We start from the raw sequence: 23627 nt of genomic DNA, 5'->3' as shown, positions 1-23627 counted from the left end.
CCCAGGGCATACGCGGAGCGTGCACGTAATCCCCGAACTCCTCCCTGCGCAGCGCGGCCCACGGCCCGATATCGTCGCTTCCCATGCGTGCAGTCCGCCGGTTCACCGTCCGCGCCAGCCTCCCGGATTCACTGTCGGGCCTCGGCGCGCTGGCCACCAACCTGCGCTGGACCTGGCACCCGCCGACCCGCGACCTGTTCGCGTCGATGGACGCCGAGCTCTTCAACGCCGTGCGCGACCCGCTGCGGATGCTCACCGCGCTGCCGCCGGCCCGGCTCGACGAGCTCGCCGTCGACGACGACTTCCTCGCGCGCGCCCGGGCCGCGGCCGAAGACCTGGAGCAGTACCTGTCGGAGCCGCGCTGGTACCAGCGCCGCGAAGACGAGGACCTGCCGTCCGCGGTCGCCTACTTCTCGATGGAGTTCGGCGTCACCGAAGCGCTGCCGAACTACTCCGGCGGCCTCGGCGTGCTGGCCGGCGACCACCTCAAGGCCGCGTCCGACCTGGGCGTGCCGATGGTCGGCGTCGGGCTGCTCTACCGCAACGGCTACTTCCGGCAGTCGCTGTCGCTCGACGGCTGGCAGGTCGAGCACTACCCGGTGATCGACCCGAACGCGTTCCCGCTGGAGCTGCTGACCGCGGGCGGGCGGCCGGTGCTGATCGGCGTCGCCATGCCGGGCGGGCGCGAGCTGTGCGCGCAGATCTGGCAGGCGCGCGTCGGCCGCGTGCCGCTGCTGCTGCTCGACACCGACACCGAGGCGAACGACGAGGACCTGCGCGGCGTCACCGACCGGCTCTACGGCGGCGACGCCGACCACCGGCTGCGGCAGGAGATCCTGGCCGGCATCGGCGGGTTCCGCGCGGTGCGGAAGTACTGCGAGCTGACGGGGCACCCGCAGCCGATGGTGTTCCACACGAACGAGGGACACGCGGGATTCCTGGGGCTGGAGCGCGCCCGCGAGATCGTCCAGGCCGACGGCCTCTCCTTCGACGAGGCCCTGCCGGCGGTCCGCGCCGGGACGCTGTTCACCACGCACACCCCGGTCAGCGCGGGCATCGACCGGTTCCCGGTCGACCTGGTGCAGCGCTACTTCGCCGACGGACGGCTGGTGCCCGACATCGACCCGCGCCGCGTGCTCGCGCTCGGCGCCGAGGACAACCCCGGCCTGTTCAACATGGCGCACATGGGCCTGCGGCTGGCGCAGCGCGCGAACGGTGTCTCGCAGCTGCACGGGCGGGTCACGCGCAAGATGTTCTCCCGGCTGTGGCCCGGGTTCGACCACGACGAGGTGCCGATCTCGTCGGTGACCAACGGCGTCCACGGCCCGACGTGGGTGGCGCGCGAGCTGAGCACGCTGCTCGGCCGGGAGTGGGGGCTCGACGTCGGCGAGGGGCCGCTGCGCGACGGCGTTTCCGACGCCCAGCTGTGGGGCCTGCGTCGTGACCTGCGCGAGAAGCTGGTGCACGAGGTGCGGCGCCGGGTGCGGGCCGCGTGGCTGCAGCGGGGCGCGTCGCCGCTGGAGCTGGGCTGGGTGGACTCGGTGTTCGACCCCGACGTGCTCACGGTCGGGTTCGCCCGCCGCGTCCCGACGTACAAGCGGCTGACGCTGATGCTGCGCGACCCCGAGCGGCTGCGCGCGCTGCTGCTGCACGAGGAGCGGCCGATCCAGGTCGTCGTGGCCGGCAAGTCGCACCCGGCCGACGAGAACGGCAAGCAGCTGATCCAGCAGATCGTCCGGTTCGTCGACGGCGCGGACGTCCGGCACCGGATCGTCTTCCTGCCCGACTACGGCATGTCGATGGCCCGGTACCTGTACCGCGGCTGCGACGTCTGGCTGAACAACCCGGTGCGGCCCCTGGAGGCGTGCGGGACGTCGGGGATGAAGTCGGCGCTGAACGGCGGGCTCAACCTGTCGATCCGCGACGGCTGGTGGGACGAGTGCTACGACGGCAGCAACGGCTGGGCGATCCCGACCGCGGACGGCGTCGCGGATCCCCTGCGCCGCGACGACCTCGAGGCGGCGGCGCTGTACGAGCTGCTCGGCCAGCAGATCGCGCCGCTGTTCTACGACCGCTCGGACGACGGCGTGCCCACCGGCTGGCTGTCGATGGTGTGGCACACGCTGGAGACGCTCGGCCCGCGGGTCCAGGCGTCCCGGATGGTCCGCGAGTACGTCGACAACGGCTACCTGCCGGCGGCCCGCACGGTGGCGGCCGCGACGGGCGACGGCTACCGCGGCGCCCTGTCGCTGGCGGACTACCGCACGAAGCTCGAGGTGTCCTGGCCGCGGCTGCGGATCTTCGACTCGGAGCTGCTGGTGGAGGCGACCGAGCCGCTGGTGGTGGGCACCGAGGTGACCATCCGGGCCCGCATCGACCTGGCCGGCCTCGACCCGTCCGAAGTGGACATCCAGGCGGTGGTCGGCCACGTGGCCGACGACGACGAGCTCCGCGATCCGGTGACGGTCCCGATGACCGCCGACGGCATCGGGGCGTTCGCCGCCCGCGTGAAGCTGCCGCGGCCGGGGTCGATCGGGTACACGGTCCGGGTGCTGCCGAAGCACGGCCTGCTGGCGACCCCGGCGGAGCTGGCGCGGGTCGTCCTGGCCTGACCTGGAGCTGCTCCAGCCGGGAAATCACGCCGCGCCCAACGCTGAGCGAAGCTAAGTTGTAGGCATGCGCTTCGGAATGTTCGTCCCGCAGGGCTGGCGGCTGGACCTGGCCGGTATCGACCCCGCGGACCACTGGAAGACCATGCTCGGCCTCGCGAAACACGCGGAGGCGGGCCCCTTCGAATCGATCTGGGTCTACGACCACTTCCACACCGTGCCGGTCCCGACCGAGGAGGCCACGCACGAGGCGTGGTCGCTGATCTCGGCGTTCGCCGCCGCGACGGAGACCGTCCGGCTCGGGCAGATGTGCACCTGCATGGGCTACCGCAACCCCGCCTACCTGGCGAAGGTCGCCGCGACCGCCGACCTCATCTCCGGCGGCCGGGTCGAGATGGGGATCGGCGCCGGCTGGTACGAGCACGAGTGGCGGGCCTACGGCTACGGCTTCCCGTCCGCCGGCGAGCGGCTCGGCCAGCTCGACGAAGGTGTCCAAATCATGCGTGACCTCTGGACGACCGGGACGTCCACATTGGATGGCAAGCACTACCGGACGGACGGGGCGATCCTCCGGCCGCTGCCGCCGCAGGAGGGCGGCATCCCGCTGTGGATCGCCGGCGGCGGCGAGAAGAAGACGCTCCGGATCGCCGCGAAGTACGCGCGGTACACGAACTTCTACCCGGAGCCGGAGACGTTCACCCGGAAGTCGGAGATCCTCGCGGCGCACTGCAAGGACGTCGGCACGGACTTCGACGCGATCGTGCGCTCGGGCAACCTGAGCGTCGTCCTCGGCGAAACCGAGAGCGACGTCCAGGAGAAGGTGGCTTGGCTGAAGGCGCACTACGAGAAGTACGTCCCGGCGCAGGACGCCGAGCGGGCGGTCGCCACCTTCGCGAGCGGCCCGACGGTCGGCACGCCGGAGCAGGTCGCCGAGCACCTGGCCGCGCTGGGCAAGCGCGGCATGGCGTACGCGATCCTCAACTTCCCGGAAGCCGCCTACGACCGTTCGGGCATCGACTTGTTCACCGAGCGGATCGCCCCGGCGCTGGCCGGCTAGAACTGTCGGTCCCCTCCGGTAGCGTGGAAAACGGGGGCTGCTAAGGCACCGCGGGGCTGCCGCCGGCCTGCACGGGCAGGCCGGCGGCAGCCCACGCGCGGAACCCGCCTTCGAGGTCGGTCGCGCCGGGCAGGCCCAGCCGCTGCAGGTCGGCCGCGGCCAGGCTCGACGAGTAGCCCTCGTTGCACACCACGATCACCGTCGTCTCGGGCGTCACCGAAGGCAGCCGCCAGTCGCTGTCCGGCGCCAGCCGCCACTCCAGGTGGATCCGCTCGACGACCACCGCACCCGGGATCTCGCCTTCGGCGGCGCGGTTCGCCAGCGGCCGGATGTCGACCAGCAGCGCCCCCGCCTCCTGCAGTTCGCGGGCCCGGACCGGCGTCACCCGGTCCAGGCCCGACCGGGCGGAGGCCAGCAGTGAATCGACAGCGCTCATGATCGGACGATAGCGGGCAGCGGCGGGATTTCCGCCGGGACGTCCGCGAGCGAGGCGTACTCCCGCGTCGCCACCAGCGGCGGCGAATACGCGTGGACGCTCGCCGCGGGCTGGTCACCGAGGCCGGTCACCTGGTGGGCGCGGCCGGCGCCGAAGCCGAGGCCCTGGCCGGCGACGTGCGTCCGGCGCCGGATCGGGCCGCCGGGGTAGCGGTACTCCTCGCCCAGCTCGCCCTGCAGGACGGTGAACGACCCGGACGCACCGCCGTGGTCGTGCGGCTTCGTGTGCTGGCCGGGCAGCCACGACAGCAGCCACAGCTCGACGCCGTCGGTCAGCGCCAGCCGCGCCCACCAGCGGCGGTCTTCGTCGAACCGCAGGATGCCGCGCAGGCCCGCGGCCAGTTCGGTGGTGACGGTGGCGGTCAGGCCGGCGAGCTCGCGCGGCGTCCAGAGCAGCCGCGACGGGTGCAGCAGCCCGGGCAGCAGCGGGTCGGTCAGCTGCGGGTGGATTTCGACGGGCGGACGAACCAGGGACGTGGTCAACGCGGGTGCTCCTCGGACGCGAAGTGATCGGGACGCGGGGGCAGCGCGGCACCGCACGCGTCGCCGAGGACGCGAGGGATCAGCGGAGCCGCGCCCGGGTACACCCGGCCGAAGCGACGAGGAGCAGGTCGATGGTGCGACGGCGCCAGAACGAGCCCCGGGTCACCGGGATCACGGGCGCGTCGGCGGACATGCTCGGATGGTGCCACACCGCGGGCTCCCGGGTCGCGGCGTTCCATGTCGTGGAACACACGCCGACCTGCGTGTTCACCATCTCACCCGGGCGGGTGCGCACGCGCGCGCGACGGCAGACAGAATGGGCCTCGTGAGCGACCCGATCCAGCCCAGCGAACTTGACGACCTCGTGGTCCGGATGGCCGGTGTCGGCGTCCGCCGGGGGACCAACGACCTCCTCGCCGGCCTCGACTGGACCGTGGAACTGGACGAGCGCTGGGTGGTGCTCGGCCCGAACGGCGCGGGCAAGACCACCCTGCTGCGCCTCGCCGCGGCCGAGCTGCACCCGACCACCGGCGAGGTCGACCTGCTCGGCGAGCGCATCGGCCGGGTCAACATCTTCGACCTGCGCCCCCGCATCGGCTTCACCTCGGCCGCCATCGCCCAGCGCGTGCCGGGCGACGAGCTGGTCAAGGACGTCGTCGTCAGCGCCGGCTACGCGGTGCTCGGCCGGTGGCGTGAGGCCTACGACACCCTCGACACCGCGCGTGCGACCGAGCTGCTCGAAGCGATGGGGATCGGGCACCTGGCCGAGCGCACCTTCGGCACGCTGTCCGAGGGCGAGCGCAAGCGCGCGCTGATCGCCCGGTCGCTGATGACCGACCCGGAGCTGCTGCTGCTCGACGAGCCGGCCGCGGGGCTCGACCTGGGCGGCCGCGAAGACCTGGTGGCCCGGCTGTCCGGGCTGGCGATGGACCCCGACGCGCCGGCCCTGGTCCTGGTCACCCACCACGTCGAGGAGATCCCGCCCGGGTTCACCCACGCGCTGCTGCTGCGCGACGGCCACGCGGTGGTGTCCGGCCTGGTCGACGACGTCATCACCAGCGAAAACCTGTCGAAGACGTTCGACCAGGACCTCGTACTGGAGCGTTCCGGGGATCGCTTCTTCGCTCGCCGTCGCTAGGCTGTCCCTACCGACCGGTAGCGTGCTGGCAGATCGTCAACGAGGAGGATGGGCGTGGGAGAGTTCGTAACCCTGGAGGTCAAGGACGGGGTCGGCACGATCCGGCTCGACCGGCCGCCGGTCAACGCCCTGAACGCCCAGGTCACCGCCGAGCTCGCCGAGCTGGCCAAGGAGGCGGCCGAGCGCGACGACGTCCGCGCGGTGATCCTCTACGGCGGTGAGAAGACCTTCGCCGGCGGCGCGGACATCAAGGAGATGGCCACCCGCACGTACCCGGAGATCGCCAAGTTCGGCGCCACCCTGACCGGCACCCTCGCCGCCGTCGCGAACATCCCGAAGCCGGTCGTCGCGGCCATCACCGGCTACGCCCTCGGCGGCGGCCTCGAACTCGCCCTGACCGCCGACTGGCGGGTCGCCGGCGACAACGTCAAGGTCGGCCAGCCCGAGATCCAGCTCGGCGTCATCCCCGGCGCGGGCGGCACCCAGCGCCTGGCCCGGCTGATCGGCCCGAGCAAGACCAAGGACATCGTCTACACCGGACGGTTCGTGAAGGCCGAAGAGGCACTGGCGCTGGGGATCGTCGACCAGGTCGTCGCCCCGGACGACGTCTACGCGGCGGCGCACAAGTGGGCCGCGCAGTTCGCGAACGGTCCGGCCGTGGCGCTGCGCGCGGCGAAGGCGGCCATCGACGGCGGTCTCGACATGGACCTTCCGAACGCGCTCAAGCTCGAATCGCACCTGTTCGCCGCCCTCTGGGCGACCCAAGACCAGCAGAACGGCATGAAGTCGTTCATCGAAAACGGGCCCGGCAAGGCCTCTTTCGAAGGGAAATGACGCCTTGACCGACGTGAACGACCCGGCGCCGAACCCGCACGCCACCGCCGAAGAGGTCCAGGCCGCCTACGCCGACCCCAAGCTGGCGAACGTGCTGTACCACGACTGGGAAGCCGGCACCTACGACGAGAAGTGGTCGATCTCGTACGACGAGCGCTGCATCTCCTACGCCACCGACGTGTTCAACGCCGTCGCGGGCGAGGACGGCCAGCCCTACCAGCACGCGATGGAGCTGGGCAGCGGCACCGGCTTCTTCCTGCTGAACCTCATGCAGGGCGGTGTCGCCAAGAAGGGGTCGGTCACCGACCTCTCGCCCGGCATGGTCCAGGTCGCGCTGCGCAACGCCGAGAAGCTCGGCCTCGACGTCGACGGCCGGGTCGCCGACGCCGAGCGCATCCCGTACGACGACAACACGTTCGACCTGGTGGTCGGGCACGCGGTGCTGCACCACATCCCGGACGTCCAGGCGGCGTTCCGCGAGGTGCTGCGCGTGCTCAAGCCGGGCGGCCGGTTCGTCTTCGCCGGCGAGCCGACCAAGGTCGGCGACTTCTACGCCCGCAAGCTCGGCCAGTTCACCTGGTTCCTGACGACCCGCGTGACGAAGCTGCCCGCGCTGCGCGGCTGGCGGCGTCCGCAGTCCGAACTCGACGAGTCCTCGCGCGCCGCCGCGTTGGAGGCCGTGGTCGACATCCACACCTTCGACCCGTCGGAGCTGGAGTCGTGGGCCCGCGGGGCAGGCGCCCAGGACGTCCGCGCGGTCACCGAGGAGTTCGCCGCCGCGCTGGCCGGCTGGCCGATCCGGACGTTCGAGGCCGCGGTGCCGCCGGAGAAGCTGACCGTGCGCTGGCGGATGTTCGCCTACCACCTGTGGCTGCGGCTGTCCGCCGTGGACAAGAAGGTGCTGGCGAAGATCCTGCCGCGGGAGCTGTTCTACAACGTCATGATCACCGGGACCAAGCGGCCGTCCTGAGTTGGGTTATTCGTTCAGCCTCGGCGACGTCGCCTACCTGCGTTCCGGCGCGGGTGCGGCGGCGCTCGCCGAGGTCTCGGCACTGCCGCTGACCGACCCGATCACGTCCGTCGCGGCCGTCCGGCGTCTTGTGGGCGAGTCGCACGCGGCCGCCGTCCTGGAAACCGCGCTGCTGCGGCGGAAAGCCGTCGGCAAGCTGTCCGGTGTGGACTGGCTGTTCACTTCCGACGCGCTCCAGCAGGCGAGCGCGTCGGTGGTCGCGCGCCACCGGGCCGCCCGTCTCGCCGGGCTCGACGTCCACGACGTCACGTGCTCGGTGGGCGCCGACCTCGTCGAGATCGCGCGGGTGGCGCGGCGCGCGCTCGGGTCCGATGTGGACCCGGTGCGGCTGGAAATGGCGCGGTACAACGGGACCGCGGCGGGCGTGGTGTTCGGGCTCGCGCGGGCCGACGCCCTGCGGCCGGTCAGCCGGTCCGGGGTCGTCGTCGCGGACCCGGCCCGCCGCGACGCCGCCGGACGCCGGGCGTGGAAGCCCGCCGACTTCGCCCCGCCGCTGGACGGGCTGGTCGAGGCCTACCCGGGGCGGGCCTTGTCCGTGAAGTGCGCGCCCGGTCTCGACTTCGCGCTCACGCCGTGGGCGGAGGAGGTCGAACTCGTGTCCCTGGACGGCCAGGTGCGGGAATCCTGCCTGTGGCGGGGCCTGGGCACCGGCGTCACCCGCAGGGCGACCGTGCTGCGCTCGGACGGGACACAGTGGACGGTCACCGACGCCGAGCCGGACGAGCTGCCCGCCCGGGAGCCGGGGGAGTGGATCGTCGACCCCGACGGCGCCGTCGTCCGGGCCGGCCTGGTGCGCCACTACGCGGCCCGGCACGGGTTGTGGCAGCTGGACGAACGCATCGCGTACCTGACCGGCGACACCCCGCCACCGGGAGTGCGGGCCTTCCGCGTCCTGGAACACGGGCCGTACACCGAAAAGGCGCTGAAGGGCGTGCTCAAGCGCCACGACGTCGGGCGGCTGGAAATCCTGGTGCGGGGCTTGGACGTCGACCCGGACGCGCTGCGGAGACGCCTGAAGCCGCGCGGTGCCGCGGAAGCGTCGGTGGTGCTGACGCGGATCGGGCGGTCACCGGTGGCGTTCCTGTGCCGTGCCGAAAGAATCACGTGAACGGAAACTTTCGAGGGGTGGAACTCCACGTGAACCTGACGTAGGTTCCCCGGGTCGTCAAGTTCCACTGGAGGGTTCGCCGTGTCCGGAAAATGGTCAGGTCTCGTCAAGCTCGCCGCCGCCGCGGCCATCGGCGCCACCGTCGCCTCGGGGGCCACCGCGCTGGCCGGATCGGACGAATCGACCGCCGCGCGGTCGAAGGAGCCGGCCAACATCGGCCAGGTGAAGCTGGACGTCAAGGCGTACTACGGCGACTACCTCGACGCCGCGGGGAAACACCACTATTCGGACACGAGCCGGTTCGTGAAGGACACGAACCGGATCGTCTCGGACGCGAAGCGTTTCCTGCAGCAGCAGCTGGGCCGGGTGAAGAACCCGGCGGTCGTGCTCGACGTCGACGACACGTCCGAGGTCACCTACGGCTGGGAGGCCGACAACGACTTCGGCTTCGACCCGGTGAAGCAGCAGCAGGCGATCGACAACGGCACGTTCGTCGCGAACAAGCCGGTGCTGGAGCTGGCCAACTGGGCGGCGCAGCGCGGCGTCAAGGTCTACTTCCTGACCGGACGCAACGAGTTCCAGGGGCCGCGGTCGCTGAAGAACCTGGCCAACGAGGGCTACCCGGCCCCGGCGGGGGCGTTCTTCAAGCCGAAGACGACCGCGCCGGACTACCTGCCGTGCGGGCTGACCTGCACCACGGTCCAGTACAAGTCGGGCACGCGGGCGCACATCGAGGCGACCGGCGCGAAGATCGTGCTCAACCTCGGTGACCAGTTCAGCGACCTCGAAGGCGGCTACGCGCTGCGTCCGGTCAAGCTGCCGAACCCGATGTACTACCTGCCCTGATCCCGGAATATCGGCCGGGCCCGGCGCGCTGCTCCTGGGACACGGAACTCTCAGGGAGCTGACATGGCGAAGCAGGTTCTGCAGCCGGGCCCGGACCACCCGATCACCGTCGAGCCGACGAAGGCCCGCGTGGTGGTCAAGGCGGGCGGGCGGGTGATCGCGGACAGCCGCAACGCGCTCACCCTGCAGGAATCCACGTACCCGGCGGTCCAGTACATCCCGCTGGCCGACGTCGACGCGGGCGTGCTGGAGCGCACCGACCACGGGACGTACTGCCCGTACAAGGGCGAGGCGAGCTACTACAGCCTCAGCGCGGGCGACGTGAAGGGCGAGAACGCGGTCTGGACGTACGAGAAGCCGTACGACGCGGTCGCGCCGATCAAGGACCACGTCGCGTTCTACCCGAACGTCGTGGACTCGATCGAGCTGGTCGAAGACTGAGCACCCCGCCGGCCGGACGCGCGTCCGGCCGGCGGTGCGTCGTGGCTCACGCGACCGCGCGCCGGCGTCCCCGGCCGAGCCACCACTCGGCGGCCAGCAGCGGCAGCACCCAGCCGGTCCACGTGGTGATCCCCGCGATCGCCTGGCCCAGCGCCAGTTCGCTGCCGCCGAAGGTCGTGTCCAGCTGCGGTGTCAGCACGGCCGCCCAGAGCACGCCCCAGATCCGGTTGCTGATGATCGACATGCACAGCGCGAAGCTGCGGGCCATCCAGCGGCGGTGCTCGCCGAACCGGCGTGCCCGCGCCAGCCGGTAGCCCTGCACGGTGCAGCCGAACCACAGCGTCGCGAGCAGGACGTTCGACACGGCCCCGACCGGCCCGAACGGCGCCGCGAGCGCGATCACGAAACCGGCGATCGACGCCGGGATCGCGCCGGCGAAGACGTACACGCGCCCGGTGCGGCGGTGCACGGCCGGGTGTTCGCGCCGCAGCCACGGCCAGATCTGCAGCGCGCAGGTCACCATGGCGATGGTCGCGAAGCCGATGTGCGTCACCAGCACCGGGTAGTACCAGCCGGTCGGGGCCGGAATCCGCGACCGGGCGGAGTCGAGCCCGAGGTAGGGCGGCAGCGAGAAGGCCAGGAAGGCCGTGACGAGCAGCCCCAGCGGGAGGACCCACGGCTTCGGGCGGCGGAGTTCGGTCGTCGTCATGCGTCCCCCTGTTTCGTACGGTGTATCGGCACCGTATTTCGCGGGGTTCGCAGCCGACAATCTTCGCCGCAGATATTGGGGGAGTACCCTGAAACCGTTCTAGGTTCGGTGGGCAAGTGTTCTAGTACGGAGGGTGCGTGGCCGAGGCGCCCTACCTGCGGATCGCGGCGGACCTGCGCCGCCGGATCACCGCGGGCGAGCTGCGGCCGGGCGACCGCGTCCCGTCGACCCGCGCGCTGGTCCGCGAGTGGGGCGTCGCGATGGCGACCGCGGCGAAGGCCCTGGCCGCGTTGGGCGAGCAGGGCTGGGTGCGAGCGGTGCCGGGCAGCGGCACGGTGGTGGCCGACCGGACGCCGGTCAAGCCACCGCTGGGCCGCGACGCGCTGGTGCGGGCGGCGATGGCGCTGGCCGACGCCGAAGGCCTCGCGGCGCTGTCGATGCGGCGGCTGGCGGCCGAGCTGGGCGTCGGGCCGATGGCGTTGTACCGGCACGTGCCGGACAAGGACGAGCTGCTCCGGTTGATGGCCGACGTCGCGCTCGGGGAGGCGGAGCTGCCGGAGCCGGGCCCGGCGCAGTGGCGTCCGCGCCTCGAGCTGGCCGCCCGCGCGCAGTGGCTGGCGTACCGCCGTCACCCGTGGCTGGCGCCGATCCTGCTGAATTCCCTGGTCCGCCCGCCGGTGCTGGCGGCGGGCTTGCGGCTGGTCGACTGGTCCCTGCGAGCGCTGGCCGGAACCGGCTTGAAGCGACGTGTGAAGCTGCAGGTGATCATGACGTTGAACGGCTGGGTGGGCGGCCTGGCGGCGAGCAACGCGTTCGAGGTCCAGGCCGAGCAGGACACGGGCATCACGGGCGACCAGCGCCTGGCGGCGGACATGGCGCTGCTGCACGGTTTCCTCGAGTCGGGCCGGTTCCCGACGCTGACCGAGGTGATGACCGGCGTCGAGGACGTCGACCTCGACGAGGTGTTCGAGTTCGGGCTGCACCGCCAGCTCGACGGGATCGCCGCACTGCTGGCCGGACACTAGACTGACGGCGGTGCTGATCACCACGGAGAGGCTCACGCTGCACGCGTGGACCGAAGACCGCTTCGACGACTTGTACGCACTGGCCCAGCTGCCCGAGACGGTCCGCTACGTGGGGACGGGCGAGCCGTGGAGCCACGAGCACACGCTGGTCAAGCACCGAGCAACGCTCGCGCACTGGGCTTCGCACGGCTTCGGCTGGTTCGCGGTCTCGGCGGCACCGGGCTCGTTCGACGGAGTGGTGTCGCTGGTCCGGCGGGACGCGGCGGAGTCGGGCCTGGGAGCACCGGCGGTGGAGATGGGCTGGTGGATAGCCCCCTCGGGCTGGGGCCGCGGGTACGCCACGGAAGCAACAACGGCGGTGCGTGACAAGGCTTTCCAGTCGGGCTGGGCGGACCGCCTGCTGGCGGTGTACGAGCCGGCGAACAAGCCGTCGGCCCGGGTGGTCGAGAAGCTGGGGTTTTCGTTGCACAGCAAGTTCGTCCTGGACGGGCGGGTGGAGCAGCGGGCGGTCTTGGAGCGCCCGCGCTGACCGTTGTCCACAACGCGGCCGGGTTGTGGATCGCCGGGGTGTGCGGGGGTCGTTTTCCGGGTTTTGTCGGAGGCCGCCGATAGACTGGAATTGGGGACGCTCCTAGGGAAGGGCGGTTTCTAGCGGTCGTTGCAACACTGCTGTGGGTGGGTGGTGTTGAGTGGCTGTGTCGTGTGTTCGGTGGGCTGTCCCAGTCGAGGGTCATCCGGAGCCGGTCGTTGAGCTCGACCGCGACCGCGTCGAGGTGCTCGGCGGTGTGGACGCTGGGGTCGGTGCTGTTGGGGAAGTGCTGCCGCAGAGCCCGTTGGTGTTCTCGTTGGAGCCGCGTCCGATAGTTGATCCCGACCCGCCGAGCCGCTTCCCTGGCGCCTACACCTGCATTCACTAGCGCAAAGGAGGCGACCCGCTCCCCGATCAACGGCCGGCCACGCCGACCTGAACCCCAAACCATGCCCAGCGGGGCCCGGTCCCGATCTCGTCTGGACGTCTGCAACTCCCTGAACACTCAGGTGTTGCAACCACCCCTAGAAACCGCCGAGGGGCGGGGGAGTGTGCGGCCCCGCCCTCCAGGGGCAGGCGAATGCCGCCACATCGGGTTCGGCGTCACCAGCTTGTCCGCCGACGCCGGACCAGCTGCCATGGCCACCGGCGCAGAACCATGACTTCCCCGAACCCCCCGGCCCCCGCGGTCAGGCGGATGCCGGCACCGGAACATCCCCCACCCACCGGCGCAAGGCCGCCGCCAGCCCGGCCTCACCCGAGCCCGGCGCACCCACCCACGCGACATGCCCATCCGGCCGCAGCAGCACCGCGTCGATGTCCGAAGTGGACGGACTCGAAGCGGCGACCACCTCCACTCCGGCCGACCACACCCCGAACGAACCCGAAGCCGTCAGGTCCAGCAACACCGGCCGCCCGGTGTGCAGCAGGGCCGCCAAGTGCGTCTCCGTCCCCGAAACCCGCAGCGGCACGTCCGGAGCCAGCCGGCCCAGCCATGGGTGCCCGCCCGGCTCGTAGCACGCGTCCAGTCCCGTGATGATCTCCGCCAGCGCGCGGTTCCCCGCCGGGTGTGCCGCCACGCGCCGCATCAGGTCCGCCCATGGTTCGTCGCCCGCTTCCTCCAGCGCCACCTGGGCCCGCGTGTTCGCCAGGATCCGCGTGCCCGCCGCGTGCCGCTCGTCGTGGTAGGTGTCCAGCAGGCCCTCCGGTGCCGTCCCCCGCACCGTCGCCGCCAGTTTCCAGCCCAGGTTGAACGCGTCGTCGAGGGCCACGTTCACGCCGATCGCTCCCGCCGGCGGGTGGATGTGGGCCGCGTCGCCCGCCAAGAGCACCCGGCCTTCGCGATACCGGGAAGCCAAGCGCGCCGCGTCGCCGAAGCGGCTCAGCCAGCGGGGTGCGCGCAGCTCGACGTGGCGGCCGAGGACCGCGTCCACCTGGGCCCGCAGCCTCTCCAGCGTGACCGGCGTGTCCTTGTCCGACGGCGGGTCGTCTTCCCGGACCACGATCCGGACGTACCCCGGCCGCGGGATGACGAATACGCTTCGCCCGTCGGGGCCCGCTGAAGGCCCGTAGGGCAGCTCGCATTCGACGTCGCCGAGCAGGGCGTACCAGCGCGCGTCGGTCCCGGGAAAACCGATCCCGGCCTGCTTGCGCACCGTGCTGCGGCTTCCGTCGCAGCCCACCAGGTACCGCGACCGGATCGTCCGGCCGAAGCGTCCGTTGTGGACGACCGTGCTGACGCTGTCCGCGGCCTGCGTGAACGAGCGCAGGTCGTGGCCGCGCAGGATTTCGACGCCCAGGTCGAGCGCACGGGCCTCCAGGACCTCTTCGACGCGGGTCTGCGGAATGCCCAGCGAAAACGGGTGGTCGGTCGCCGCACCGTCGAGCAGGAGCGGGCCGGGCAGGCCGGTGACCGGTGCGTGCGGCACGCGATGTCCCTCGGCCACCAGCCCTTCGGCCAGGCCGCGGCGGGCCAGCAGGTCCAGTGCCCGCGCGTTCAGGTTGAAGCCGCGGCAGTACGGCGGCCGCTCCGGCTGCCGTTCGACGATCGTGGTGCGGACGCCGGCCAGCGCGAGCTCCGCGGCGAGCAGCAGGCCGGCCGGGCCGGCGCCGGCGACGAGGACGTCGGGATCGGGCATGGTTTTCCCCTCAGAAGTTTTCGGGCCACGGCAGGGCGCCGGACCGGATTTCGGCGGCCGTCCGGCGCGCCCAGTCGAGCTCCGCGCGCCAGGCGTGCCGGACGAACTCGACCTCGATCATGAACAGCCGTGGCGCGCCCTTGCCGACGGTTTCCGCCAGCGCCGTTTCGGCGCCGTCGATGCGTTCGGTGAGGTGGCGGGCGCGTTCCTCCAGCGCGTCGGCGGCGCGCTCCGGGCCGAGCGCGCCGAGGTAGCTCACCGCCGCGACGAACTTCGGGTACTCGGCGACCGGTTCTCGGACGAGCTCGTCGAGCCAGGCGACGAACTCCTGGCGCCCGAGTTCGGTGTGCGCGTAGACGGTCCGCTCCGGCCGGTTGCCCTCCCGGACCGTCTCGACGGGCTCGATCCAGCGGTGCTTCGCCAGGGACTCCACGGTGTCGTAGAGCGAACCCGGGTTGATCTTGAACGTCGAGCCCTTGTGTCGCTCGCGCAGCGTGGACGCCATTTCGTACGGGTGCATCGGGCGTTCCAGCAGCAGGCCCAGCAGGGCCAGCGCGAGGGTGTTCCGGACCTTGCGTGGTGGCACTAGTCGCTCCCTATTAGTCGGAATCGACTATACGACGGCCGTCAAGCCTCGCGGTGCCCCGGCCACCGTGGCTAGAAGCGCGTGTTCTCCCGCCAGTGCGTGAACAGGGCCGCGTCGCCGGACACGGAGAGCTGCGGGTCGTCCGCGGCGATGCGCCCCGTCAGGGCGAGCATCAGATCAGCGGCGCGGCCCTCGACGACGACGTCGGCCTCGGCGGCTTCCTTGCTCACGTCGACCCCCGACGGCGTCCGCCGGACGAGCCAGCCGACCGAGAGTTCGGTGGCGCGGAACAGCAGCGTCTCGCCCGTGCCGTGCAGCGACGTTCGATCCAGTGCCGGGTTCGGGCGGCGCGAGAAGATCGCCACCAGATCCAGGCCCTCGGAAATCCCGTCCGCGGCGAGGTCGGCGTCGACGTCGTACGGCGTGCCCGTCGCGAAAGCCGCGTCCGCGCGGTGGACGACCGTTTCGTGGGTCAGCCGGCGCGTCCAGAACCCGGCGCGCCGGTCGGGTGTCCACGTCGACGTCGGGGTCTCGGGGCCGACCTCGGCCACCGCGGCGACGAGCCGCTCCGCGCCGTCGCGCAGCCAGCCGCCGAGGGCGTCGAACGCGGGCGGCTCGTCGATCGTGACGGCTTCGAACGGCACGTAACCCGTGGGCCGGCTCGCGATGATCGCGGCGGACTTGTGGTAGGCGGTTCCGACGTGGCAGGTCAGGTCCCGCAGTGTCCACTCTGGACACGTGGGGACGCGCACGTCCGGGGCGGCGCCCGCGATCGTCGTCCCGAACCGGTCCGCTTCGGCGACGAGGGCGCCGGCCAGCCGGTCGTGGCTCAAAGACTTCACCCCGCCACCGTAGGCCGGGTGACGGCGGCCGTGGGGTCATGATGGGCTGCCCCGAAGCCGGCCCCCGGGGACCTGGACAGGCGGGTCGCCGCGGCCCAAGATCCGTAGAGTGGCGGGGTGACTGGGGAGCTGAAGCGCGCTCGGCTGGGGGTTTCCGTCGTGTTCGCGGTGTGCGGCGCCGCGTTCGCGACGTGGCTGGCCCGGGTGCCCGCGGTGCAGGAGCGGCTCGGGCTGAGCACCGCCGAGCTGGCGACCGGGCTGTTCGGCCTCGCCGCCGGATCGGTGCTCGCGCTCCTGGGCGCGGGCGCGCTGCTGACCCGGATCGGCAGCCGGGCGGCCGTCGTGCTCGGCGCCGTCGTGCTGTGCGCGGGGCTGCCGCTGGTCGCGCTCGCGTGGTCGGCGCCGGTGTTCTTCGCCGCGCTGGTCGTGCTCGGCGTGGGCAACAGCCTGCTCGACGTCGCGATGAACGCCCACGCCGCCCGTGTCGAGGACGGCTACGGGCGCCCGATCTTCGCCGGCTTCCACGCCTTCTGGAACATCGGCGGCCTCGCCGGCTCGGGCGTCGACGCGCTGATGGAAGCCACCCACGTCCCGGTGACCGTCCATTTCCCGATCGCCGGCGCGGCGCTGCTCGCGCTCGCGCTGTGGGCGGCCCGCACCCGGTTCCTCGGCGGCGCCGACCCCGGCCAGGGCGGCGCGGCGTTCGCGTGGCCGAGCCGGGCGCTGGTGCCGCTGGGCGTGGTCGCTTTCTGCGGATTCGTCGCCGAAGGCGCGGTCAACAGCTGGAGCGCGGTCTACCTCGCCGACGTCACCGGCGCGACGCCCGCACTCGCCTCACTCGGCTACTTCGCCTTTTCCGGGACGATGATCGCGGTCCGCCTGGTCGCCGACCGCGTCGTGGCGCGGACGGGCGCGGTCCGGTTCGTCCGCGTGGCGGCCACGGTCGCGGTGCTGGGCTTCGCCGTGGTCCTCGCGGCACCGTGGCCGGTCGCGGCGGTGTTCGGCTTCGCGGTCGTCGGGCTCGGCGTGGCCGGGATCGTGCCGATCGCGTGGAGTGTGGCGAGCCGCAAGCAGGCGGACGCGCCGGGCCGGGCGGTCGCCGCCGTCGCGGCCTGCGGCTACCTGGGCTTCCTGCTGGAGCCGGTACTGGTCGGCGCGCTCGCGACCCGCGTCGGCCTGCACTGGGCTCTGTCGTCGGCGGTCGTGGTCACCTTCGGCATCGTCTTCCTGGCGCCGTCGCTGCGGGTGCGGGAAACAGCGGCGAGCCGGACCTGATGTGGTCCGTGTGCGGCCACCACGCGAACCCGAGGCGGGAGCGGGCGGCGACGAGCACGCGAAGGTGCTCGCCGCCGCCCGGGCGGACCGGGCCGGTGCGGGTGCGGCTCGCGTGGGGACCACAGGTGCTGGTCATCGCACCTCTGGTCATTCGGAGGACAACGTCGCCGCCGGCTCACGCCGGAGGTGCCTGCCCGCCTCCACACCCTGCCCGCCGCGTCACCGGAGAGGTGAGGCGGCGGGCTCGCCGAACCAGCGGGCGAGGTGGTCGTCGAGGTCCCGCTGGTCGTCGCCGACCCAGGCGACGTGGCCGTCGGGGCGCAGGAGGAGGGCCGGAACGTCCAGGGCCGCGGTGGGGTCCGCGAGGTGGTCGACCCGGTCCGACCAGCCGCCGGCGGTCAGGCGTTCCGTGCGGTCCAGCAGGAGACCACGGCCGTGGTGCAGCCGGTCGTAGAGGCGCCCCTGCTTCACGTCGATGTCGCGCAGGCGACGGCCCTGCAGGTCAGGGCCGTCGCCGAAATCGTAACGAAGGTCGATCGCGGTGATCTTCCCGATCAGGTGGCGGTTCACCTCGTCGAAGCCCATCAGCTCGGTGAGCAGCCGGCGCACGGCCCGCGAGCCCGGCTCGGGCGACGACAGCGCCATCTGGGCCCGGGTGTTGTCCAGCACTTCCTCGGCGACCGGACGGCGTTCGGCCTGGTAGGTGTCCAGCAGCGGTTCCGGGGCCCAGCCGCGGATGCGCGCGGCCAGTTTCCAGCCGAGGTTGAAGGCGTCCTGGATGCCCAGGTTGAGACCCTGCCCGCCCGTGGGCGGGTGGATGTGCGCCGCGTCGCCGGCCAGCAGCACCCGTCCGGTCCGGTACCGCTCGGCGAGCCGGGTGGCGTCGCCGAATCGCGACAACCAGCGGGGCGAGTGCACGCCGAAGTCGGTTCCGGCGACGGCTCGCAGCTGTTGCCGGAAATCGTCGAGGGTGGGCGGCTCCGCGCGATCGGCGACCCCCGCGGCGGGGACGACCACGCTGTGGACGCCTTCGCCGACCGGCCTGAGCCAGAACGGCCGGTGCCTCTCGCCGAGTTCGGTCACCTTGGCGGCGATCTCCGCCGGCGGCGCCGCCACCGCCATTTCGCCCATCAGCGTCTCGGTCCGCGAGGGCTCGCCGGGGAAGCCGATGCCGCTCAGCTTGCGCACGGTGCTGCGCGCGCCGTCGCAGCCGACGAGGTAGCGCGCCTGCAGCCGTTCGCCGTCGGCCAGCTCGACGGTCACGCCCTCGTCGTCCTGCTCGAAACCGGCGACGGCGCGGCCGTGCCGGACCTCGGCGCCGAGGCCGGCCGCGTGTTCTTCGAGGAGCCTGACGATCACCGGCTGCGGGATGCCGAGCAGGTAGGCGTGCGCGGAATCGAGGTCACGGGGCGGTGGTGCGGGGATCGCGGCGAAGAAGCCGCCCGCCGGACGCTGCCGTCCGTGGGCGAGGAGGCGATCCAGCAGCCCGCGCATGGCCATCAGCTCGAGGCTGCGGATGTGCAGCCCGACGATGCGGACGAACGACGCGGGCTCGGTTTCCTGCTCGAGGACGAGCACCCGCACGCCGTGCAGCCGAAGCTCGGCGGCCAGTACCGCGCCGGTCGGCCCGCAGCCGGCGATGATCACGTCCGGCGACGGCTCGGTGGGAATCGGCGAAGAATCCATGGGTGGTGCCTTTCGGGAGTGCCTTGAGTTCGAGGCGCTCCCGGCGACACCTACGTCAATCGCCCGGCCGTGACTGGCGGGGGAGCACCCACATCGATCCAGCGTTCATGGGTCTCACCTCCTCGGGCGGTGTCACGGTCTCGGGCAAGGTACCGGCCCGGCCGTGACGGCGTCCAATCCTTTTCGTCGTCCGCGCGACCACGGCTCAGGCCGTCGGGCGGCCCGCTCCCGCGTAGTCGTCGCCCGGCCGCCGGTAGGTGTGGACCTGGACCGCCTGGCCGGTCTGGGGCGCGTCGATCATCTGCTGGTTGCCGATGTAGAGACCGACGTGGTGGATCTTCGTCGCCGGCTCGCCGTAGAAGATCAGGTCGCCCAGCTGCGGGTCGGTCACGTGCGGCACGCTGCGGAACTGCGTGTCGGCGGTGCGCATCAGCTTGATCCCCGCGCTGCCGTACGCCGCCGTCGTCAGGCCCGAGCAGTCGAAGCCCGGGTCGTTGCCGCCGGTGCCGTTGCCGCCCCAGATGTAGGGGAGGCCGATCTTGTCGATCGCGAAGTTCACCGCGCTCAGCACCGCCGGGTTCGGCGGCGCCGAGCCCTGGCCGACCGTGCCGTAGACGTTGACCGTCGCCAGCGTCCGGTGCAGGAACAGCGGCGCCGGCTGCAGCGTGCCGACCGAGTCCCACCACACCTGGCCCTGGGACAGGTCGTGGCCGTCGGCGCACAGCGCGCGCCCCGTGGTCAGCGCGGCGTCGTCGATGTTCTGGACATCGGGTTTCCCGCCGGACGCGCTCGCCTGGTACTTGCCCCAGATCGCCGGCGACAGCTGCATCGGCCCGGCGGCGTTCGCCGTCGAGACGACCTTGTCGTAGAAGTCGCGCACCTCGATCGTGCCGAGCGGCTTGTCCAGGACGCCGGTGGTGCCGAGCTGCCCGCCCCGCGCCCGGCCGTGGTCCGTGGTCACTTTTCCGACCGCGGCCAGCGTGACCCAGGACAGGTGGCACCCGGGGACGTCCTTACTCAGTTTCGTCGTCGCCTTCGCGTAGCCGACCATCGCGCGCAACGGGATGTCGAGCCACTGGCTGGTCTTGGACGCCCAGGCGTCGAACTCGCTCGCTTCGGGCACCTTCGGCGGCGTCGAGATCGCCGTCGGCGTGGTCGACGGCGGCGGGGACGGCCTCGGCGACGTCGTCGACGCCGGTGGCACCATCGCGGCGGCGTTCGTGGTCTCCTGCTGCTTCGGCGCGAGCAGGATGCCGGCCACCAGGGCCCCCGCGACGACGACCGCGGCCGCGATCACGACCACGGGCTTCCGGCGGCGGGGCGCGGGCGGAGCGGGGGTTTCGGCCGGGGCGGCCTCGGGCACTTCGGGCGTTTCGGCCGGGGCGACCTGGGGCTCCTCGCTCACCGGGCCGCTCCGGTGAGCCGGTCGAGGACGAAGCCGCGCAGGCCGTCGAGGTCGGTGTCCATGGCGACCTCGATCGGCCGGCCGGGGGAGAACTGCGGATCGTCCTCGCCGAGCCGCCGCCGGTCGACCAGCGTCTGGCCGCGCGCCGGGCCGAGGCCGCAGTCGACGTCGACCCGGTAGGTCTCGGTGTGCAGGATGCCGGGCGAAATCGCCTCGGCGACCGCGACGGCGTCGTGCATGACCATCCGGTCCTCGCCGAAGACGCGCGTGTAGTGCTGCCGGTAGGTCGAGGTCAGTCCTTCGAGGGTGGCGCCGATCGGCCCCGACGACGCGAGCTTCGCCAGCCATTCGGCGTCGACGGCGCAGCGGTGGGTCAGGTCCAGCGGCACCAGCACGACCGGGACGTCCTCCTCGACCAGCACCCGCCGGGCCGCCTCGGGGTCGCTCCAGATGTTGAACTCGGCGGCGGTCGTGCTGTTGCCGAACGTCACGCCACCGCCCATGATCACCAGCCGCGCGATCTTCGCCGCCGCGCCCGGGTGGGCCGCGAGCAGCGCGGCGATGTTCGTCAGCGGCCCGATCGGGGCGATGGTCACCGGTTCGTCCGCGGTTTCGAGCAGGTCGAGCATCAGCCGGACGGCGTCCCGCTCCTCCAGCGGACGGCTCGCCTCGGGCAGCGTGTAGGAATGGCCCGACAGGCCGTCGCCGCCGTGGACCTCTTTCGCGTCACGCGGCTTGGAGTAGATGAGCGGCCGCGCCGCCCCGGCGGCCACGGGCACGTCGGCGCGGCCGAAGAGCTCCAGCAGCCGGCGCGCGTTCGACGTCGTGCGGTCGAGGGGAACGTTGCCGAAAACCGACGTCACACCCAGCAGTTCGACGTCCGGGGACAGCGCGGCCAGCGCGATCGCCAGCGCGTCGTCCACGCCCGGGTCGGTGTCGATGATCAGCTTCGTGCCCATCCAGCTCCCCTTGCCTGCGAACCCGTCCCGTACACAGGTTACGGTCACGGGCATGACGTCGATGTGGGGTGCGCCCGCGCTGTCGCGGGTGCGGGCCTGGCGCCGCGCCCGCCGCGACCCGCGTCAGGCGAAGTTCCTGACCGCCGACTCGCTGCGCTGGGTGCTGCGCAACCGCGCGTACACGCCCTGGTACCTGGTCCGGTACTACCGGCTGCTCAAGTTCCGGCTCGCCAACCCGCACATCATCCTGCGGGGGATGCTCTTCCTCGGGAAGAACGTCGAGATCCACTGCCGCCCCGGCTACGGGCGGCTGGAGATCGGCCGCTGGGTCCACATCGGCGACGGCAATGCCATCCGCTGCCACGAGGGCTCGCTGCGGATCGGCGACAAGTCCGTGTTCGGCCGTCAGAACGTGATCAACTGCTACCTCGACATCGAGCTCGGCGCGGCCACGCTGGTGGCCGACTGGGTGTACATCTGTGACTTCGATCACGTCATTTCGGACATCCACGTGCCGATCAAGGACCAGGGCATCGTGAAGTCCCCGGTCCGGATCGGCCCGGACACGTGGCTCGGCACCAAGGTCAGCGTGCTGAAGGGCACCCGCATCGGCCGCGGCAGCGTCCTGGGCGCGCACGCGGTCGTCCGTGGTGACATTCCGGACTACTCGATCGCGGTCGGCGCGCCGGCCCGAGTGGTCCGCAACCGCGAAGACGACTACGCGGCCGACGCCGCGCGTCGGGAGGCCATCGCGGACATGGCCCGCAAGGCGAACAAGGCCCTGCAGAAGACCCTCGGCGAGCAGTAGGACCACTCGGGCCGCGTGGTCGCTTTTCGCGACATGGTGGCATGGGGGAATTCCGCGAAGCCGCCTTGCCCACCCTGCTCCTCCTGGCGGCGAGTGTCCCGGCGGTTGATGCTCTGACCTGCGATTTCCGTGTGGTCGAAAAGCGGTCACGTTCGTTCCCGGCCGTTCGGCGGTGATCATCGGCTGATCGGCCGATCTCCGCCGCGTCCGGTCTCGGCAGCCTGAGCCCATGTCGATCACCCGGTTCGCCGTCCCGCTGCTCACCGCCGCGGCGCTGCTGCCCGCCGTCCCCGCGGTCGCCGCCGCTGACGGGCTCTCCTGGCAGCTCTGCGCCACCGTCGCGAAGGGCTGGGACCCCGGCGACCACCGCACCGAGTGCGCGCTCGTCCCGGTCCCGCTCGACTACGCCGACCCCGGTGGTCCGAAAATCGACATCGCCGTCAGCCGGATCCGGGCGACCGGCCCCCGGACCGGCGCGATCCTGATGAACCCGGGCGGGCCCGGCCAGTCCGGCCTCACCATGCCCGGCAGCATCGCCGGCAGCCACGCCGGCGGCCTCGGCGTCCACCACGACCTCGTCGGGTTCGACCCGCGCGGCGTCGGCTACAGCGCCGACCTGCCGTGCCCCACCGAGTTCCCCGAGCCAGGTATCACCGACAAGGAGAAGGCCCGCGAAGCCGCCGAACGCGCCGCCGCGGCCAACCGCGAGTGCGTCGAGGCCCACCCGGCCTTCGTCCGGAATCTGACCACGCCGACGATCGCCCGCGACCTGGACCGCATCCGCGTCGCGCTCGGCGAGGACAAGATCGGCTACTACGGCGTCTCGTGGGGGACGGCGCTCGGCGCGCAGTACCGGTCGCTCTTCGACGACCACGTCGGCGAGATGCTGCTCGACTCCGTCATGCCGCCGGACCTGAACGTCACTGCGATGGACGACGGCCAGGCGACGGCGGGCGAGAACACCTTCCACGACTTCGCGGCGTGGATCGCCAGGTACGACGCCGTTTACCGATTCGGGACCACGGAGCCCGCGGTCGCGAAGGCCCTGCTCGGACTGCGGGACGAGCACGGCGCGACGGTCAACGACATGCTCGCCAACCCGCGCCGCGAGTGGGCCGGCCTGGCGAAGCAGCTCGCCGCCATCCGCGACGGCGGAACGCCCGTCGTCGGAAAACCGACCAGGGCCGGACTGGGCTGGGACGGCGAGCCGTACGCGTTCAACCACTTCCAGCAGACGGCGCTGCTCTGCAACGAGTCGCCGAGCCCACGCGACTTCGAGACCGTCTGGCAGCACCGCCTCGACCGGATGAAGCGCCTCCCGGTCGCGGGCGGCTACGGCTTCTACGAACAACTGTGCGTCGGCTGGCCGCTGGCCGCCCGGCCGTGGTCGTTCGAAAACGGGACAAGCCCGCTGCAGCTGGCCGGTCACCTCTACGAGCCCGTCACCCCGATCGGCTGGGCGCTCGCGATGCGGCAGCGGATCGGCGGCGCGCTGATGACCATCGAGGACGACGTCCACGGCTCGCTCTCGTCGCTGCCCTGCGCCGACGCCGTGGTCACTTTCTTCGACACCAGCCGGACGACCTCGGCGTCGTGCGCGGGAGCGCCGGTTCCGGCGCCCTGA

Annotated in this window: 22 protein-coding genes and 1 pseudogene; 13 read left to right on the top strand and 10 right to left on the bottom strand. The window is 72.1% G+C overall.

Annotated elements, in window-relative coordinates; translation table 11 throughout:
* Positions 1-83: 83 nt before the first annotated feature.
* Both glgP and DV20_RS16185 read left to right on the top strand, forming a co-directional pair.
* On the top strand, positions 84-2612 hold the full coding sequence (gene glgP / locus DV20_RS16190) for an alpha-glucan family phosphorylase (RefSeq protein ID WP_043780889.1): 2529 nt from the start codon (positions 84-86) through the stop codon (positions 2610-2612).
* A gap of 64 nt (positions 2613-2676) precedes the next feature.
* Positions 2677-3666, top strand: a complete 990-nt coding sequence (locus DV20_RS16185) for an LLM class F420-dependent oxidoreductase (RefSeq protein WP_043780886.1) — start codon at positions 2677-2679, stop codon at positions 3664-3666.
* A 40-nt stretch (positions 3667-3706) separates the two neighbouring features.
* Here DV20_RS16185 and DV20_RS16180 read toward each other — a convergent pair whose 3' ends face one another.
* On the bottom strand, positions 3707-4102 hold the full coding sequence (locus DV20_RS16180; RefSeq protein WP_043780884.1) for a rhodanese-like domain-containing protein: 396 nt from the start codon (positions 4100-4102) through the stop codon (positions 3707-3709).
* Positions 4099-4644 carry a cysteine dioxygenase gene (locus tag DV20_RS16175; protein WP_043780882.1) on the bottom strand — a complete coding sequence of 182 codons (546 nt, stop codon included), beginning with the start codon at positions 4642-4644 and terminating at the stop codon, positions 4099-4101. The genes DV20_RS16180 and DV20_RS16175 overlap by 4 nt, the downstream gene beginning before the upstream one ends.
* A 316-nt stretch (positions 4645-4960) precedes the next feature.
* Between DV20_RS16175 and DV20_RS16165 the strand changes: the two genes are divergently transcribed.
* The 6 genes from DV20_RS16165 to DV20_RS16140 all read left to right on the top strand — a co-directional run bounded on the left by DV20_RS16165 (position 4961) and on the right by DV20_RS16140 (position 10041).
* On the top strand, positions 4961-5782 hold the full coding sequence (locus DV20_RS16165; RefSeq protein ID WP_043780879.1) for an ABC transporter ATP-binding protein: 822 nt from the start codon (positions 4961-4963) through the stop codon (positions 5780-5782).
* A 54-nt stretch (positions 5783-5836) separates the two neighbouring features.
* The gene (locus DV20_RS16160; protein WP_043780877.1) at positions 5837-6616 is read left to right on the top strand and encodes an enoyl-CoA hydratase/isomerase family protein; all 780 of its coding nucleotides are present in this window, start codon (positions 5837-5839) and stop codon (positions 6614-6616) included.
* 4 nt (positions 6617-6620) lie between these two features.
* Complete coding sequence (locus DV20_RS16155) at positions 6621-7586, top strand: class I SAM-dependent methyltransferase (RefSeq protein WP_043780876.1); 966 nt, start codon at positions 6621-6623, stop codon at positions 7584-7586.
* A gap of 1 nt (position 7587) precedes the next feature.
* Entirely contained in the window at positions 7588-8754 is a 1167-nt protein-coding gene (locus DV20_RS16150) for a class I SAM-dependent methyltransferase (RefSeq protein WP_043780874.1), read from the top strand.
* 81 nt (positions 8755-8835) lie between these two features.
* Positions 8836-9600 (top strand): HAD family acid phosphatase, encoded by a 765-nt coding sequence (locus DV20_RS16145; protein WP_043780873.1) that lies wholly within the window; start codon positions 8836-8838, stop codon positions 9598-9600.
* 63 nt (positions 9601-9663) lie between these two features.
* Complete coding sequence (locus DV20_RS16140; RefSeq protein WP_043780871.1) at positions 9664-10041, top strand: DUF427 domain-containing protein; 378 nt, start codon at positions 9664-9666, stop codon at positions 10039-10041.
* Positions 10042-10087: 46 nt separating this feature from the next.
* Here the strand turns inward: DV20_RS16140 and DV20_RS16135 are convergent, their stop codons facing one another.
* The gene (locus tag DV20_RS16135; protein WP_043780868.1) at positions 10088-10750 is read right to left on the bottom strand and encodes a DUF2306 domain-containing protein; all 663 of its coding nucleotides are present in this window, start codon (positions 10748-10750) and stop codon (positions 10088-10090) included.
* Positions 10751-10887: 137 nt separating this feature from the next.
* Between DV20_RS16135 and DV20_RS16130 the strand changes: the two genes are divergently transcribed.
* Positions 10888-11775, top strand: coding sequence for a TetR/AcrR family transcriptional regulator C-terminal domain-containing protein (locus DV20_RS16130; protein WP_043780867.1), 888 nt, complete (start codon positions 10888-10890; stop codon positions 11773-11775).
* A gap of 10 nt (positions 11776-11785) precedes the next feature.
* Entirely contained in the window at positions 11786-12304 is a 519-nt protein-coding gene (locus DV20_RS16125; protein WP_043780865.1) for a GNAT family N-acetyltransferase, read from the top strand.
* 181 nt (positions 12305-12485) lie between these two features.
* On the opposite strand, the pseudogene DV20_RS46595 reads toward DV20_RS16125, so the two are convergent.
* From DV20_RS46595 to DV20_RS16110, 4 genes and pseudogenes are all read right to left on the bottom strand, one after another.
* A pseudogene (locus tag DV20_RS46595) lies at positions 12486-12631 on the bottom strand (IS30 family transposase); the annotation flags it as partial.
* A 362-nt stretch (positions 12632-12993) separates the two neighbouring features.
* A complete protein-coding gene (locus tag DV20_RS16120; protein WP_043780864.1) occupies positions 12994-14442 on the bottom strand; it encodes an FAD-dependent monooxygenase in 1449 nt (482 codons plus the stop codon).
* Positions 14443-14452: 10 nt separating this feature from the next.
* On the bottom strand, positions 14453-15028 hold the full coding sequence (locus tag DV20_RS16115; protein WP_043780862.1) for a PadR family transcriptional regulator: 576 nt from the start codon (positions 15026-15028) through the stop codon (positions 14453-14455).
* A gap of 71 nt (positions 15029-15099) precedes the next feature.
* On the bottom strand, positions 15100-15870 hold the full coding sequence (locus DV20_RS16110) for a maleylpyruvate isomerase family mycothiol-dependent enzyme (RefSeq protein WP_043780861.1): 771 nt from the start codon (positions 15868-15870) through the stop codon (positions 15100-15102).
* A gap of 117 nt (positions 15871-15987) precedes the next feature.
* On the opposite strand from DV20_RS16110, the gene DV20_RS16105 reads away from it, so the two are divergent.
* Positions 15988-17145, top strand: coding sequence for an MFS transporter (locus DV20_RS16105; protein WP_043780859.1), 1158 nt, complete (start codon positions 15988-15990; stop codon positions 17143-17145).
* A 219-nt stretch (positions 17146-17364) separates the two neighbouring features.
* On the opposite strand, the gene rox is transcribed toward DV20_RS16105, so the two are convergent.
* From rox to DV20_RS16090, 3 genes are all read right to left on the bottom strand, one after another.
* Complete coding sequence (gene rox, locus DV20_RS16100; RefSeq protein WP_043780857.1) at positions 17365-18831, bottom strand: rifampin monooxygenase; 1467 nt, start codon at positions 18829-18831, stop codon at positions 17365-17367.
* A gap of 205 nt (positions 18832-19036) precedes the next feature.
* The gene (locus DV20_RS16095; protein WP_043781015.1) at positions 19037-20134 is read right to left on the bottom strand and encodes a C40 family peptidase; all 1098 of its coding nucleotides are present in this window, start codon (positions 20132-20134) and stop codon (positions 19037-19039) included.
* A gap of 98 nt (positions 20135-20232) precedes the next feature.
* The gene (locus DV20_RS16090; RefSeq protein ID WP_043780856.1) at positions 20233-21195 is read right to left on the bottom strand and encodes a nucleoside hydrolase; all 963 of its coding nucleotides are present in this window, start codon (positions 21193-21195) and stop codon (positions 20233-20235) included.
* 52 nt (positions 21196-21247) lie between these two features.
* Here DV20_RS16090 and DV20_RS16085 point away from each other — a divergent pair, with 52 nt between their 5' ends.
* Together DV20_RS16085 and DV20_RS16080 are read left to right on the top strand one after the other, a co-directional pair.
* On the top strand, positions 21248-22003 hold the full coding sequence (locus DV20_RS16085; protein WP_043780854.1) for an acyltransferase: 756 nt from the start codon (positions 21248-21250) through the stop codon (positions 22001-22003).
* Positions 22004-22232: 229 nt separating this feature from the next.
* Positions 22233-23627, top strand: coding sequence for an alpha/beta fold hydrolase (locus DV20_RS16080; RefSeq protein WP_043780852.1), 1395 nt, complete (start codon positions 22233-22235; stop codon positions 23625-23627).

Source organism: Amycolatopsis rifamycinica, assembly GCF_000695625.1.
Taxonomy (GTDB): Bacteria; Actinomycetota; Actinomycetes; order Mycobacteriales; family Pseudonocardiaceae; genus Amycolatopsis; species Amycolatopsis rifamycinica.
This window is presented reverse-complemented; position numbering and strand designations above follow the sequence as displayed.

Coding starts and splice junctions, on each gene's coding strand:
- DV20_RS16140 (WP_043780871.1), top strand. CDS start 9,664: ATGGCGAAGCAGGTTCTGCAGCCGGGCCCGGACCACCCGATCACCGTC.
- DV20_RS16090 (WP_043780856.1), bottom strand. CDS start 21,195: ATGGGCACGAAGCTGATCATCGACACCGACCCGGGCGTGGACGACGCG.
- DV20_RS16185 (WP_043780886.1), top strand. CDS start 2,677: ATGCGCTTCGGAATGTTCGTCCCGCAGGGCTGGCGGCTGGACCTGGCC.
- DV20_RS16165 (WP_043780879.1), top strand. CDS start 4,961: ATGGGCCTCGTGAGCGACCCGATCCAGCCCAGCGAACTTGACGACCTC.
- DV20_RS16135 (WP_043780868.1), bottom strand. CDS start 10,750: ATGACGACGACCGAACTCCGCCGCCCGAAGCCGTGGGTCCTCCCGCTG.
- DV20_RS16180 (WP_043780884.1), bottom strand. CDS start 4,102: ATGAGCGCTGTCGATTCACTGCTGGCCTCCGCCCGGTCGGGCCTGGAC.
- DV20_RS16080 (WP_043780852.1), top strand. CDS start 22,233: ATGTCGATCACCCGGTTCGCCGTCCCGCTGCTCACCGCCGCGGCGCTG.
- DV20_RS16085 (WP_043780854.1), top strand. CDS start 21,248: ATGACGTCGATGTGGGGTGCGCCCGCGCTGTCGCGGGTGCGGGCCTGG.
- rox (WP_043780857.1), bottom strand. CDS start 18,831: ATGGATTCTTCGCCGATTCCCACCGAGCCGTCGCCGGACGTGATCATC.
- glgP (WP_043780889.1), top strand. CDS start 84: ATGCGTGCAGTCCGCCGGTTCACCGTCCGCGCCAGCCTCCCGGATTCA.
- DV20_RS16120 (WP_043780864.1), bottom strand. CDS start 14,442: ATGCCCGATCCCGACGTCCTCGTCGCCGGCGCCGGCCCGGCCGGCCTG.